A 14,013-nucleotide genomic window follows, 5' to 3' on the forward strand; every position below is an offset into this window, starting at 1 on the left:
GTGTGGGGCGACCCTAGGCGGACGGATTGCCGATGGGCAAGCGCCGGGGGCGAATTTTCCTTCGATTTCAGCACCGCAACGCGGCTGTCATGCAGCGGACCTAGAGGGTTAACATTATTTGCCGTTCGGGGACGATTCGATGAATGCAAGCGTGGCAATTGGCGGGGCACGCCGGCCCGAGATGGACAAGGGGCTGGGCATGGCCGGCTCGATCGGCTTTGGCGCTGCCATCATCGCCGCGCTGATCTATGTCGTCTATAGCGTCTATAGCGATGCGACGGCGGTGGGCGTGGCACCGACCGCCTATCTGCCCTTCCTGCTGCTGTTCCTGGCGCTGCTGATCGCGCTCGGCTTCGAATTCGTGAACGGCTTCCATGACACCGCCAATGCGGTCGCGACGGTGATCTACACCAATGCGATGCCGGCCAATATCGCGGTGGTCTGGTCGGGCTTCTTCAATTTCCTTGGCGTGCTGCTATCGACCGGCGCGGTGGCCTTCGGCATCGTGTCGCTGCTGCCGGTCGAACTGATCCTGCAAGTCGGGTCCAGTGCCGGTTTCGCCATGGTGTTCGCGCTGCTGATCGCGGCGATCATGTGGAACCTCGCCACCTGGTGGCTGGGTATCCCGTCGTCCAGCTCGCACACGCTGATCGGATCGATCATTGGCGTCGGCGTCGCCAATGCGCTGCTGCACGGCAAGAGCGGCACGTCCGGCGTCGACTGGAGCAAGGCGACCGAGATCGGCCAGGCGCTGCTCTTTTCGCCGCTGATCGGCTTTGGCCTGGCGGCGCTGCTGTTCGTGGCGATGAAAGTCCTTGTCCGCAACAAGGCGCTCTATCGCGAGCCGCAAAATGGCATGCCGCCGCCATTGTGGATCCGTGCGTTGCTGATCTTCACCTGCACCGGCGTCAGCTTCGCCCATGGTTCCAATGACGGACAGAAGGGCATGGGCCTCATCATGCTGATCCTGATCGGCACGGTGCCGACCGCCTATGCGCTCAACCGCGCGGTGCCGGCGCGCTACACCACCGAATTCCACGCTAATTCGATTGCCGCCACGGCGGCGCTAGGCCAGCGCGCGCCCGCCATGATGCAGCCGGCCGAGGCGCGGGCGCAGGTCACGCGCTATATCGCCGACAAGCGCTTTGCCGACACGACCATGCCGGCGCTGTCGGTGCTGATCGCCGATGTCGATCGGCAGGTGATGAATTATGGATCGCTGGCGCAGGTGCCGGCCGCTGCCGTGTCCAACATCCGCAACGACATGTATCTGGCCTCCGAAGCGATCAAGCGGCTGGGCAAGGAGAAGGCGGCGGGGCTGTCCGAAGCGAAGATGACGGCGCTGACGACTTACAAGGGTTCGCTCGATGCCGGCACCCGCTTCATCCCGACCTGGGTGAAGATTGCCGTCGCCTTTGCGCTGGGACTGGGCACCATGGTTGGCTGGCGGCGGATCGTGGTCACGGTGGGTGAGAAGATCGGCAAGACGCATCTCACCTATGCGCAGGGTGCCTCGGCCGAACTGGTGGCGATGGCGACGATCTTTGGCGCGGACCATATGGGTCTGCCGGTTTCGACCACCCATGTCCTGTCGTCGGGCGTGGCCGGCACGATGGCGGCCAATGGATCGGGCCTGCAGATGGCGACGGTGCGCAACCTGCTGATGGCCTGGGTGCTGACATTGCCCTGTTCGATCCTGCTCGCAGGGCTGCTATATATGGTCTTCGCGCAGATCTTCTGATCGACAGGAGCGGCATATCGGCGACCGGAACGATCCGCTGATCCCCATCATCTTGCCGGTTCCGGGCATGGGGCCGGGGCTGATCTGGGGGCTCGACTTCGCGCCTGACGCGATCAGGCCGGTGGATCATTGCGATGGCGGAATGACAGGCGGCTTTCGCTGGCTGCACCTGAACCTGGCCGATCATGGCACGCGGCAATGGATCGAGGGGGCGGCGATGCTGCCCGAGGCGGTGCGCGAACTGATCCTGTCGCCCGATACGCATCAGCGGGCGCTGGTCGATGGCGACACGGTCGGCTGCGTGTTGCATGATTTCGAGCGGGATTTCGATGTGGCGGATACCGCGCGGGTGGGCGCGCTGCGCATGGCGTTGACGCCGACATTGATGCTGACCACCCGGCTGCATCCGCTGCGCTGCGCCGACATCGCGCGTCATCGGCTGGAGCGGACGAAGGGCGTTATCGGCGGGGCGCAGGCGCTGGACCTGCTGGTCGGCGCCATTGCCGAGAATATCGCCGATATCAGCCGCACCCTGTCGGCGGACATCCAGCGCGCCGAGGATGCCTTTCTGGAGGGGCATCATCCGCCCCAGCCGCGCGACCTGGTCGGCATTCGCCGCCGGCTGGCGCAACTACATCGCCTGCTGTCGGGCGCGCGCGGCGTGTTCCAGCGGCTGGAGCGGGACGAGGAATTGCCGGACGTGCTGCTGCCCACCGTCGAGAAGCTGACACAGCGGTTGCAGGCGCTGGATGCCGACATATTGGAAGGACAGGCGCAATTGCGATTGCTGCGCGACGAACTGGACATACAGGCGGCGCAGCGGACCAACCAGAATCTCTACATCCTGTCGATCATCACTGCGCTGATGCTGCCGGCGACCCTGGTCACCGGACTGTTCGGCATGAACACCGGGGGCATGCCCTTTGCCGGTGCGTCGCACGGCACGCTGACCGCGACACTGGTCGCAGCCGGGGCGGCTGGCGTCAGCTATTGCCTGCTGCGCTGGATGGGGTTCATGCGGCGCTGAACCGCGATCCATCGCGCCGACGATCTTGGGTCGGGGCCTCTCCTAAAATTGAATGATAGTGAATACTATCTATATGCTGCCCGCCAGTGGCAGAGGAGAGGCGTGCCATCATGATCATCGAACCCGACATCCTGGCCTATCTGACTGATCTGGAGAGCGCGGTCGCCAATCTTGGCGACACCTGGCACCCCGACGATCCGGCCTATCGCGCCGACGTCTATCGCCAGACGATGACCAGCCTGTCCTATGCCTATTTCGCCTATTTCCATGCCACGCCGGAGCATCCCGATTGGGCACCCTTGTGGAACCCGGTCTATACGCTCCAGCCCAATCCGGACGATATCTACCTCCAGTCGCCGATCCGCGGGGATCTGACCTACCGGATCGCCGGCAATCGGGGCAGCTGCAAGATATTGAGCTTCACCACCCAAAGGGCCTTGTCCGGCACGGTCGATGAAATGCCCCGACCCAATGGCCATCATGAGGTGGACGACAGCGATCTGGGGCTGGAGCCGGGGGAGCATTTCGAACTGATCCTGAGCGCCCAGCGCCCGGCGGGCTATGCTGGCAAATGGGCGCCGATCGATCCCCAGGCGGGCGGGCTGATGGTGCGCTATCGCAGCTATGACTGGCTGAACGAGGTTGATCCGCAACTGACGATCGAATGTCTGGATCCGGTGCCGCCCAAGCCGCGCCTTTCGCCGGAGGAGATTGTCGCGCGCATCCGGGAAATGGCAAAATTTCCTGGTCGCAAGACGCGGCTTTATTATCCGATGCAGAATGGCGTGAAGGAGCGGGTTGGCTTCAACCGGTTCGAGCCGGTGCGGATGCCCGGCGCGCTTGCCAAGCAGGTCTATTGGCCAGCCTGCTTCCAGTTCGATGCCGATGAGGCGCTGATCATCGAGACCGACATCCCGGCCCATGCGCCCTACTGGAATATCCAGCTCAACGACCCCTATTTCAACGCGCTGGAATATGTCTATCGCCTGTCCAGCAGCAACGGCCATTATGCGAAGCTGAGCCGTGACGGCAAATATCGGGCCGTCATCGCGCTGGAAGACCCCGGCGTGCCCAACTGGCTTGATCCGGCCGGCTATCGCGAAGGCGGCATCTATGGCCGCTGGTATGATTGCGACAGCGCGCCGGTGCCGACCATCACGCGGGTGAAGCTGAACGCGTTGCGCACCCATTTGCCCGCCGACACGCCTATCGTCACGCCGCAGCAGCGCGCCGAGGAGTTGCGGCTGCGGGTGCGGGCCTGCCAGCGTCGGCGGCGCTGGTGAAAGGGAGGGGATTGCCAATGATGTCGAACGGATATGAACCGCCGCTACGCTTCGCCGCCGCGCTCGATCAGCTGCACGATCTGGTGACGGCCGAAACCGGCCATGATGATTTTGGCCCCGACGATTATCTGCCGGGGCTTCGCGTGCTGCTCCAGTCGATGGATTATGATCCGCGCTTTACCGTGGCGGGGCGGCGCACCGCCTGGGGCCATGTGGTGGGCGTTCTGCGCGGCCGGGCAAGTGCGATCGCGGCGATGAAGGCGCATCCGGGCTTCGATGCCCGGCCGATCCTGAGCCCTGTCGTCATCACCGGCGTGCCACGCACCGGGACCACGGCGCTGCATCGGTTGATGGCGGTCGATCCGCGCTTCCAGGGGCTGCAAAGCTGGCTGCTCGATACGCCGCGTCCGCGTCCACCGGTCGAAAGCTGGCAGGAGGATGCCGATTTCCGCCGTTCGGTCGCCTTGCTGGAGCGGCGCTATGTCGATGCGCCAGCCAAGCGGGCCGCGCATCATGTCGCGGCCGAGGAAGTGCATGAATGCTGCATGCTGCTGCGCCAGTCCTTTGTTTCCAACCTGTGGAGCTGCGGCTGGTCGGCGGCGAGCTATGACGCTTGGTGGTGCGCGCAGAGCGAAGCGGCGGGCTATGACCATTATCGCCGCTGTGTGCAGTTGATCGGCGCCAACGACCCGGACAAGCGCTGGCTGCTCAAAAATCCCGGCCATATCGAAAATCTAGACCTGCTCTTTGCCGTCTTTCCCGATGCAAAGGTGATCCAGACCCATCGCGATCCGGCCAAGGCATTGCCTTCGCTCGTGTCGCTGCTGATGGCGGGGCATGGCGCGATGGAGGACGGGCGGCCGGCCGAGCGCGGCGCGCTGATGCTGGCACGCGAAACGGCCAAATGGTCCCATGCCGTGCGCAAGGCGGAAAAGGTGGCGGAACGCCATCCGGGCCAATTGCTCGATATCGTCCATGGCGATTTCCATGCGCAGCCCATGGCCGTGCTTGAGCGCATCTATGCCTTTATCGGCATGGAGATGCCCGATGCGATACGCATGGCCATGGCACAGCGGATCGCGGACAAGCCCGAGATGCAGCATGGGGTTCATCGCTATTCGATCGCCGACTATGGCATGAGTGCGCAAGAGGTGCATTCGGCGTTCGGTGATTATGTGGCGCGCTTCGACCTCGCGGAGACAAGGCGATGAAGGCGGCCATCTATCCGGGCGATGGCCAGCCGATCGTCATTGCCGACCTGCCCGACCCACAACCGGCGATGGGGGAATTGCTGATCCGCGTCCACCGCTGCGGCATCTGTGGCACCGACCTGTCGATGACCAGGGGCGGCATGTGGGATTATGGCCGCGGCGTGCAGATCGGCCATGAATATGCCGGCGAAGTGGTGGAGGTCGGCGCGGGTGTCGATCGCTTTCGTGCTGGCGACCGGGTCGCGGTCATGCCCTCGATCGGTTGCGGCCAGTGCAGTCCCTGCCAGGAGCATGGCAATCCGGTATTATGCGGCGCAAAGCCGGGCGGCGCGATGCGGGGCTTTGCCGAATTCGCGGTGGTGCCGGCCGATGCGGCGGTGCGCCTGCCCGAAACCCTGTCCCTGGCCGATGGCGCGCTGATCGAGCCGCTGGCCGTCAGCCTGTATGGCGCGCGCTTTGCCGATATCCGTCCTAGCGACCCGGTGCTGGTGCTCGGCGGCGGCACGGTTGCGCTTTATGCCATCTACTGGGCGCGGCGGTTGGGAGCGGGTCGGATCGTGGTCCTGTCGCGATCCGACCGGCGGCGTGATCTTGCGATCGCCATGGGTGCCGATGCCTTCTTCTCTTTTGGCGACGAGGAAAAGGGGCAGGTGATCGAAGCGCTGGGTGGCGCGCCCCGGATCGTGTTCGAGGCTATCGGGGTGGACGGGATGCTGGGGCGGGCAGTGAACCATGTCGCGCCATTCGGGCGGATCGTGTCGCTGGGCTTCTGCACGGCGCCGGATGCGATCATTCCGGCGCTGGCATCCTATAAATGCGCCAGCCTGCAATTTGCCGTCGGCTATCGCATGGCGGAATTCCTGCACATCGCCGACCAGATGGACAAAGGGCATGTTGATCCCAAGGCGATTATCAGCAATGCGATCTCGCTGGATCAGCTGCCGGCGATGATGGCGACGCTGCGCGGGACCAATGAAGAGACCAAGGTGCATGTCCGTTGCGGCTAGACCTGGACGGCGACCGCCTTTCGTCCGTCGCCGCCGAAGACGCGCAGATAGCGATCGATCTCGGTCGGATCACCGGTCGCCTTGGCGGGATTGTCCGACAGCTTCACCGCCGGGCGGCCATTGGCGTCCACCACCTTGCACACCAGTGAGATCGGATCGAGCCCGTCGGTTTCGAACGGGGCGCAGCCGCGAAAATCATTGGTGAGATTGGTGCCCCAGCCAAAGCTCATGCGCACGCGGCCATGGAAATGGCGATAGGTCGCCTCGATACTGTCGACGTCCATGCCATCGGAAAAAATCAGCAGCTTGTTGCGCGGATCGCGCCCCTTTTCCTGCCACCAGCTTATGATCTGCTCACCCGCCTCGATCGGTGGCGCGCTGTCGGGGCGGAAACCAGTCCAGTCGGCCACCCAGTCCGGCGCGTCCTTCAGGAAGGCGGCGGTGCCGAACGCGTCGGGCAGGGCGATGCGCAGATTGCCGCCATAATGGGCCTGCCATTGTTCCAGCACGCTATAGGGCGCGCGGGCGAGCGCTGCGTCGTCCGGTGCCAGTGCGGCCTGCACCATAGGCAGTTCATGCGCATTGGTGCCGATCGCCTCCAGATCGGCATCCATCGCCAGCAGCACGTTGGACGAACCGATGAAACGGTCGCCCAGTCCTTCCTTCAGCGCCTCGACGCACCAGCGCTGCCACAGGAAGCCATGGCGACGGCGTGTGCCGAAGTCGGAGATGACGAGATCGGGCAAGGCGCTCAGGCGCTCGACCTTCTCCCACAGCTTGGCCTTGGCGCGGGCATAAAGCACGTCGAGCGCGAAGCGGCCACGCCCCTTCATCGCCGCGCGCGATCGCAATTCGTTGATGATCGCGAGGGCCGGGATCTCCCACATCATCGTCTCGATCCAGAGCCCGTGGAAGCGCAGCTCATATTGGCCATCGACCTGGCGCAGCTCATATTCCGGCAGGCGAAAGTCGGCGAGCCAGGCGATGAAATCCGGGCTGAACATCTGGGTCCGGCCATAGAAGCTGTTGCCCGCCAGCCAGATCAGTTCCTTCTTGCCGAACCGTAAGGAGCGGGCATGATCGAGCTGGGCGCGCAGTTCGCCTTCATCGATGATGTCGGCCAGGCGCACATGGTGGGTGCGGTTGATCAGCTTGAAGGTGGTCTGGACATCGGGATGCTGCTGCCGGATCATCTGCAGCATCAGCAGCTTGTAGAAATCGGTGTCGAGCAGGCTGCGCACGATCGGGTCGAGCCGCCAATTATGGTTGTAGGTGCGGGTGGCGATATCGGTGAAGACCATGAAGAACCTGATGGACAGCAAAATTGACAGGGGCGTGCTGCACCGTTCCCCATGGAGATCATGATGGCAAGGCTGATGAAGGGATTATCGGCCGATGAAGTTCGGGGCGCGCTTGTCCCGCGCGGCGGCCAGTCCCTCGCGATGATCGGCGGTGGTCGCCAGCAGCGGCTGGACCATGAACTCGCGGTCGAGGAACTGGTCGAAGGATAGCGTGGTCGCCTCGAACAACTGCTTGCTCATCGCCTGTGCGACTGGCGGCCCCTGCGCAATGCGGGTCGCCAGTTCGATCGCCGCGTCTCGGATTGGGCGTTCTGCTTCGATCGAGAGGATGAGGCCGAGCTGCAAGGCTTCGTCTGCGTCGAGCGTCCGGCCGCTGTAGACGATTTCCTTCGCGCGCATCGGGCCGACCAGCCGGGCCAATTGCCAGATGGCGCCGGCGTCGGGCGCATAGCCGATCCGGCCGAACAGCTGGGCAAAGCTGGCATTCGGGCTGGCGAGGATCAGGTCGCAGGCGAGCGCCAGGCTCCAGCCGGCGCCGACGCAGACGCCGTCGACCGCTGCGATGACGGGCTTGGGCGTGGCGGCGATGGCGCGGATCATGCGGTGGAGCGCGCGCATCCGCTTGAGGAAAGCGGCACTGTCGGCGGCACCCATCTCGCCGGTATCGGCGCCCGAGCAGAAATGACCGCCTGCACCGGTCAGGACGACCGCGCGAACCCCGTCATCCTGGGCCAGATTGTCGAACAGCGTGGCGATCTCGCCGCGCATCGCCATGGTGAAGGCATTGCGCCGGTCGGGGCGATCGAGCGTCACGATCGCCACTGCGCCGTCATGCTCCAGCCGAAGGGTCATGGCGTGGGCGTCCAGCCGAAGGTCTGACCGCTTTCCCGCTGCCATTTGTCGAACCAGGGGGTGAGCTGGCGGGCGCGGAAGTCCGGGGTGGCGGCGATATGCTGGCCGATGACCAGCGGGTCAGTGCGGCCGTCCTGGGTGGCGGGCCATCGCGGCAAGCCGGGGCCGTTGGGGTCGCTGCTGCGCACATAGTTCAGCATCCAGCCCGACATGGTCCTGGCGAGCGTCTGGCTTTCCGCATCGGCCGAGGGAGACTGGCCGAGCCAGAACAGGCGGTCGGCGCAATGGTCCGCGCCTGGCTTCGCGCTGCGCTGGTCGGGCGGCACGAAATCGAACTGATAGGCGCGTGTAGGCAGGCCGGCGCGGGCCGCCAGTTGGGTCATGCCGAGCGCCGCCGAGGTGAACAGGAAATCGGTCTGCACCTGGCGCAGCAATTCCGCCTCGTCGGACAGGCCGTAGCTGGAGGACACGGCCGACAGATCGATGCCGAAGCGGCGCGCCATTTCGGCCCGGCCAAAGCCCATCAGGCCAAAGATGCTGGCTTCGTTGCTGGTCGATCCGCTGATCAGCGGGACATGCGCGATCTGGCCTCTTGCGAACAGGGTGGAAAGGGGAGCAGGGAGCCAGCTGCCATCGACGGTTGCGCCAAAGTCCGGCGCGCCGCTGTCGCCGGCCAGCACCTGTGCGACGCTGAGCCTGCGCAGGGCAGCGAGCGATGGCGCGCCATTGCCGGTCACGCCGGTGCGCTGGGCAAAGGCCAGTCCCTGCTCCTGCGCCTGGGGCAGGGGGCGGTTGGCGTTGAACAGGCCGCCGGCCGAATGGGCGCTGGCGCGCGCGAACAGGCCTCTGGCCATCGGCGTCGCCATCAGCGCATTGATGCTGGAGCCGCCCGCCGAACAGCCGATGATGGTCACATTGTCCGGATCGCCGCCGAAACGGGCGATATTCTGCCGGACCCAGTGCAGCGCCGCGACCTGATCCATCAGCCAGAAATTGGCCGTCGCCTTGGGCGCTTCGTTTGTCAGCGCCGGGTGCGCGAAGAAGCCGAGCCGCCCGATGCGGTAATTGGGCGCGACAAGGACGACACCCTGCTTGACCAGCGGGGGCATGCCGTTGCGGAATGGTTCCCGACCCGAGCCGACGAAATAGGCGCCGCCATGGACGACGAACAGCACCGGCAATTTGCGGGCGCCAAGGTCGGGCGAGGCGATGTTGAGGGTCAGGCAATTTTCATCCTGGGGGAAGGCGGCGTCCTCTTTGCGCGGTGGCTGGGGGCAATCAGCCGCAAAGCCTGTAGCGTCACGCTCGGTCTTCCAGGCGCGGACCGGTTGCGGTGCGCGCCAGCGATTGACGCCGACCGGGGGCGCGGCATAGGGAATGCCGCCGAAGAAGCGGACATCGTCGCGCACAACGCCGCGGATCGGCCCGGACGTTGTGGACAATCGGGGCGGTGCCGAAGAAGGGGCGGCATTTCCAAGGCTTGCCCATAAAGCGACGGCCGCGGCCGCGCAGGCGACAGGGCGCTGCACCATCTCCATCATCCCCTTATCAATTTTGCTCTATGGTGCATAATAATGTTGGAGAGGATTATCGCTGTCAAGCGCGCAGGCGCGTTGACAGGGTCATGAATCTGCACCAAGGTGCAATATAAAGAGGCGCGAACAGGGGCGCACGGAGAAGGATGAGAACATGAAGGGAAGAGTGTCGACGGCCGTGGCGATCCTGGCCCTGGCAAGCGGGCTGGTCGCCTGCGGCGCGGACAGCGCAGCGCCGGGCGGTCCGACCGCCAACTGGTCCAGCTTTGGCGGCGACGACAAGGAGCAGCACTACAGCGCGCTCGACCAGATCAGCGCCGACAATGTCGGCAAGCTCGGCCTCGCCTGGTCCTATGACATCGATACCTATGACAGCTATACACAGCCGCTGGCGATAGATGGCGTCCTCTATTTCGCGGTCGGCCTGTCGGTCGTCCATGCGCTCGACGCCAAGACCGGCAAGCTGCTGTGGCAATATGACCCCGACGTGGCGAGCCAGCCGGAGGCGAAATGGCGGATGCGCGCCGGCTGGGGCACGCGCGGCATCGCCTATAAGGACGGGCTGATCTATACTGCCACCCGCGAAGGCCGGCTGATCGCGGTCGACGCCAAGACCGGCAAGCCGCGCTGGTCGGTCCAGACGCTCGACGAGGCGGAAAACGGCTATATCACCGGCCCGCCATGGGTGGCCGGCGACAAGATCGTGGTCGGCTTTGGCGGCGCGGACTACAGCCCGACTCGCGGCTATGTGACCGCCTATGATGCCAAGACCGGCAAGAAGGCGTGGCGCTGGTTCGTGGTGCCGGGCGATCCGGCCAAGGGCTTTGAGAACAAGGCGATGGAGGCCGCGGCCAAGACCTGGACCGGCGAATGGTGGAAGTTCGGCGGGGGCGGCACGGTGTGGCATGCCATGGCCTATGACGCCAAATATGACCGCATCTACCTCGGCACCGGCAATGGCTGGCCGTGGAATCAGAAGATCCGTTCGCCCGGCGGCGGCGACAATCTTTATCTCGCCTCGATCGTGGCGATCGACGTGAAGACCGGCGAATATGCCTGGCACTATCAGGTGAACCCGGAAAACAGCCATGATTTCAACGATGCGATGGATATCGAGCTGGCCGATATCGAGATTGGCGGCAAGATGCGGTCGGTGCTGATGCACGCGCCCAAGAATGGCTTCTTCTATGCGCTGGACCGCGAGACCGGGAAGTTCATTTCGGCCGGCGAGTTCGCAAAGCAGAATTGGGCCAAGCGGATCGATCCGGTCACCGGCCGGCCCGAGATCAATCCCGAGGCGCAATATCCGAACGGCAAGCCGTTCATGATGTATCCCTTCCCCAATGGCGCGCATGGCGTCCAGGCGATGGCGTTCAGTCCCAAGACGAACCTCAGCTACATTCCAGTGATGGAGGGCGGCCGCGTGTTTGTCGATCCGGCCAATGTGAAGGACTGGACCTACAAGCCGGGGATGATGGTCAATACCGGTCTGGGCGCGCCGCCGGCCAATCTGGTGCCGCCCGCTGCGGTGAGCAAGCTGGTCGCCTTCGACGTCGCCAACAACAAGGTCGCCTGGTCGGTGCCGCAACCTGGCGTGTTCAACGGCGGTATCATGGCGACGGGCGGCGGCCTGCTGTTCCAGGGAACGAATGACGGTAATTTCAACGCCTATTCGGCGACCGACGGGCGCAAGCTCTGGTCCTTCCCTGCGCAGAACGGCATATTGTCCGCGCCGATCAGCTACACGGTCGGCGGCAAGCAATATGTGTCGGTGATCACTGGTTTCCGCAGCAGCTTCCCCAACGTCCCCAACTGGGATTATCGCCAGCAGCAGCGACGGGTGCTGACCTTCGCGATCGGTGGCACCAAGGCGCTGCCCAAGTTCGAGCCGGTGGACGAGCCGATCCAGGATGATCCGGCCTTCACCGTCGACGCCGCAAAGGCCAAGGTCGGCGGCGGCATCTACAATAGCAGCTGCGTCATCTGTCATGGCGCAGGCATGATGGCGGGCGGCGCCGCGCCGGACCTGCGCAAGTCGGCGGTGCCGCTGGACGCGGAGACGTTCAAGTCGGTGGTGCATGACGGGGCGCTGATGACACGCGGCATGGGCGCCTTCGAGCAGTTGAGCGATGCCGATCTGGAAGGGCTGCGCCACTATATCCGCCAGCGCGCGCGGGAAACCGCGCCCAAGGCAAACTGACCTCCCATGGCATCCGTCCCCTTGTGGCGGATGCTGCTTCGCCTCGCCTCCTTTCATCGGGAGGCGGGGCTCCTTGTCTGCGCCGAGCGGGGGCTTGCACAAAGTCCAGCCGTGAGGCATCAAATTTGCACGTTCATGCAATTGCGCTATGATCGTCGGTTACGTGCCCCCGCCGGGCGCGCCTCGGGGAGGATGAGCGAATTTGACGACGGACAAGGACATGGCTGACCTCAAGGAAAATGGCGATCGGCCGCAGACCTATTCCAGTCCGGCGATCATCGAACGCCGTCGCCGGATATTGGAGGAAACGCGCAAGGTGATCGCCGAACAGGGGATCGCGGCGCTGAGCATGAACGAGATCGGCCAGCGCGCGGGTGTCGCCAAGCGGACCCTCTACAACGCCTTCCAGACCCGCGAGCGCATGATCGCCACCGCGATCCAGGAATATTTCGACGAATATGTCAGCCGCATCGTCTATTCGAGCCCGCCCGGCACGATGCAGCATAATCTTGAACGCATGATTTCGGTCGTCCAGCGGAACCGGAAGATCCGTAATTATATCAAGGCGATCATGGCGCTCTATTTCAGTTCGGATGTCGACCGCGACATCTGGACCGCTATGCACTCGCCCGCCATCCATCATAACAAGCAGTGGATAGAGGCGCTCGACGCCACGAAGCAACTTCAGCCCTGGGTGCAGGTCGACAAGCTGGTCGATGATTTGGTGCGCTTCGAATATGCGACCATCAACGACTGGGCGCAGGGCCGCATACCAGATGACGAGGTGATCGTCCGGCTGGTCAGCAGCTATCTGTCCTGCCTGCTTGGTTCGCTGAAGGGCGCGGCACGCAAGGAGGTCGAGGCGCTGATCAAGGACATTGCCGAGCGCGGCATGGACGCGCTGCCGATGTCGCCCAAGACCAAGACGAAAGCGGCTTGAATCTGCGCCGTGATGCAAATTTCCTTGCATCATGGTGCGCGCCTCGTCTAGGCATGCCCCAGGCCCGACATGGGCATCAGCATGGGAGAGTGAGATGAGCGCGCCGAGCGAAGACCCCGAACTGTTGTTCGAGCAGCGCGCGGATGGCGTGGCTGTCATCACCCTCAACCGGCCGCGCGCGAAGAACACCGTCTCCTTCACCATGTGGGAGCAGTTTTCGGCCGCGTTGGACCGGCTGGAAAATGCGACGCCGGCGCGGATGCTGATATTGTGTGGGGCGGAAGGCTATTTCAGCAATGGCGGCGACGTGAAGCTGCCGCCGGCGCGGGGCGAGGGGGCGTTGCGACTCGCCGCTCGGCTGGAGATGGGGCAGCGGATCATCCGCCGGCTGCGCGCGCTGCCGATCCCGACCGTGGCGGCGGTGGAGGGCGGCGCCTTCGGCGTTTCCTGGAGCCTGGCGATGGCCTGCGACATGATCTTCGCTGCCGACAATGCGCGGTTCGGTGCGCCATTCCTGGATTTCGGGTTGGTGCCCGATGGCGGGGCGGCTTGGTTCCTGACCCGGCAATTGGGGCGGGCACGCGCGGCCGAGATCATCTTTTCGGGGCGGACGCTGGAGGTAGCCGAGGCATTGAGCCTAGGGCTGGTCAGCCGGCTGGTGCCGCCGGGCGAGGCGGTCGCGCAGGCGCTGGCGCTGGGCGCGACGATTGGCGGCGGCAACGCCCATGCGGTCGAACTGACCAAGCGGCTGCTGGATCAGGCGGAAAGCGGCGACCTGTCGGCCAATCATGCGCTGGAACTGGTCTATTGCCATACCTGCCAGGCGGGGGAGGAGGTGCCCCGCGCCCGCGAGGCGTTCAAGGCACGCGCAGCGGCGAAGGCTGCCGCGAAGGGCGCAACTGGGGCGAAGGAATAA

11 protein-coding genes are annotated in these 14,013 nt (G+C 64.5%); 8 read left to right on the forward strand and 3 right to left on the reverse strand.

All coding sequences use genetic code 11. From position 1 onward, the window contains the following. Window positions 1-181 precede the first annotated feature (181 nt). From HH800_RS06545 to HH800_RS06565, 5 genes are all read left to right on the forward strand, one after another. The gene (locus tag HH800_RS06545; RefSeq protein WP_136188357.1) at window positions 182-1,741 is read left to right on the forward strand and encodes an inorganic phosphate transporter; all 1,560 of its coding nucleotides are present in this window, start codon (window positions 182-184) and stop codon (window positions 1,739-1,741) included. Window positions 1,742-1,808: 67 nt separating this feature from the next. Beyond that, window positions 1,809-2,768: a transporter gene (locus HH800_RS06550; protein ID WP_169860561.1), complete on the forward strand. Its 960-nt coding sequence runs from the start codon at window positions 1,809-1,811 to the stop codon at window positions 2,766-2,768. A gap of 110 nt (window positions 2,769-2,878) precedes the next feature. Then, the gene (locus HH800_RS06555; RefSeq protein ID WP_069338640.1) at window positions 2,879-4,051 is read left to right on the forward strand and encodes a hypothetical protein; all 1,173 of its coding nucleotides are present in this window, start codon (window positions 2,879-2,881) and stop codon (window positions 4,049-4,051) included. 17 nt (window positions 4,052-4,068) lie between these two features. Next, window positions 4,069-5,262, forward strand: coding sequence for a sulfotransferase family protein (locus tag HH800_RS06560; protein ID WP_169860562.1), 1,194 nt, complete (start codon window positions 4,069-4,071; stop codon window positions 5,260-5,262). Continuing rightward, on the forward strand, window positions 5,259-6,269 hold the full coding sequence (locus tag HH800_RS06565) for an alcohol dehydrogenase catalytic domain-containing protein (RefSeq protein WP_169860563.1): 1,011 nt from the start codon (window positions 5,259-5,261) through the stop codon (window positions 6,267-6,269). Before HH800_RS06560 ends, HH800_RS06565 begins: the two co-directional genes overlap by 4 nt. Here HH800_RS06565 and pncB read toward each other — a convergent pair. The 3 genes from pncB to HH800_RS06580 all read right to left on the reverse strand — a co-directional run bounded on the left by pncB (window position 6,266) and on the right by HH800_RS06580 (window position 9,864). Further along, window positions 6,266-7,570: a nicotinate phosphoribosyltransferase gene (pncB, locus tag HH800_RS06570; RefSeq protein ID WP_169860564.1), complete on the reverse strand. Its 1,305-nt coding sequence runs from the start codon at window positions 7,568-7,570 to the stop codon at window positions 6,266-6,268. The genes HH800_RS06565 and pncB overlap by 4 nt on opposite strands. 84 nt (window positions 7,571-7,654) lie before the next feature. Beyond that, the gene (locus HH800_RS06575; protein WP_169860565.1) at window positions 7,655-8,422 is read right to left on the reverse strand and encodes an enoyl-CoA hydratase/isomerase family protein; all 768 of its coding nucleotides are present in this window, start codon (window positions 8,420-8,422) and stop codon (window positions 7,655-7,657) included. Further along, a complete protein-coding gene (locus HH800_RS06580; protein ID WP_169860566.1) occupies window positions 8,419-9,864 on the reverse strand; it encodes a carboxylesterase/lipase family protein in 1,446 nt (481 codons plus the stop codon). Before HH800_RS06580 ends, HH800_RS06575 begins: the two co-directional genes overlap by 4 nt. 247 nt (window positions 9,865-10,111) lie before the next feature. Here HH800_RS06580 and HH800_RS06585 point away from each other — a divergent pair, with 247 nt between their 5' ends. From HH800_RS06585 to HH800_RS06595, 3 genes are all read left to right on the forward strand, one after another. Beyond that, window positions 10,112-12,157, forward strand: coding sequence for a PQQ-dependent dehydrogenase, methanol/ethanol family (locus tag HH800_RS06585; protein ID WP_169860567.1), 2,046 nt, complete (start codon window positions 10,112-10,114; stop codon window positions 12,155-12,157). Window positions 12,158-12,359: 202 nt separating this feature from the next. Beyond that, on the forward strand, window positions 12,360-13,097 hold the full coding sequence (locus tag HH800_RS06590; protein WP_010338988.1) for a TetR/AcrR family transcriptional regulator: 738 nt from the start codon (window positions 12,360-12,362) through the stop codon (window positions 13,095-13,097). A gap of 94 nt (window positions 13,098-13,191) precedes the next feature. Beyond that, window positions 13,192-14,013, forward strand: a complete 822-nt coding sequence (locus tag HH800_RS06595; RefSeq protein ID WP_169860568.1) for an enoyl-CoA hydratase/isomerase family protein — start codon at window positions 13,192-13,194, stop codon at window positions 14,011-14,013.

This window comes from Sphingobium yanoikuyae (assembly GCF_013001025.1).
Taxonomy (GTDB): Bacteria; Pseudomonadota; Alphaproteobacteria; order Sphingomonadales; family Sphingomonadaceae; genus Sphingobium; species Sphingobium yanoikuyae_A.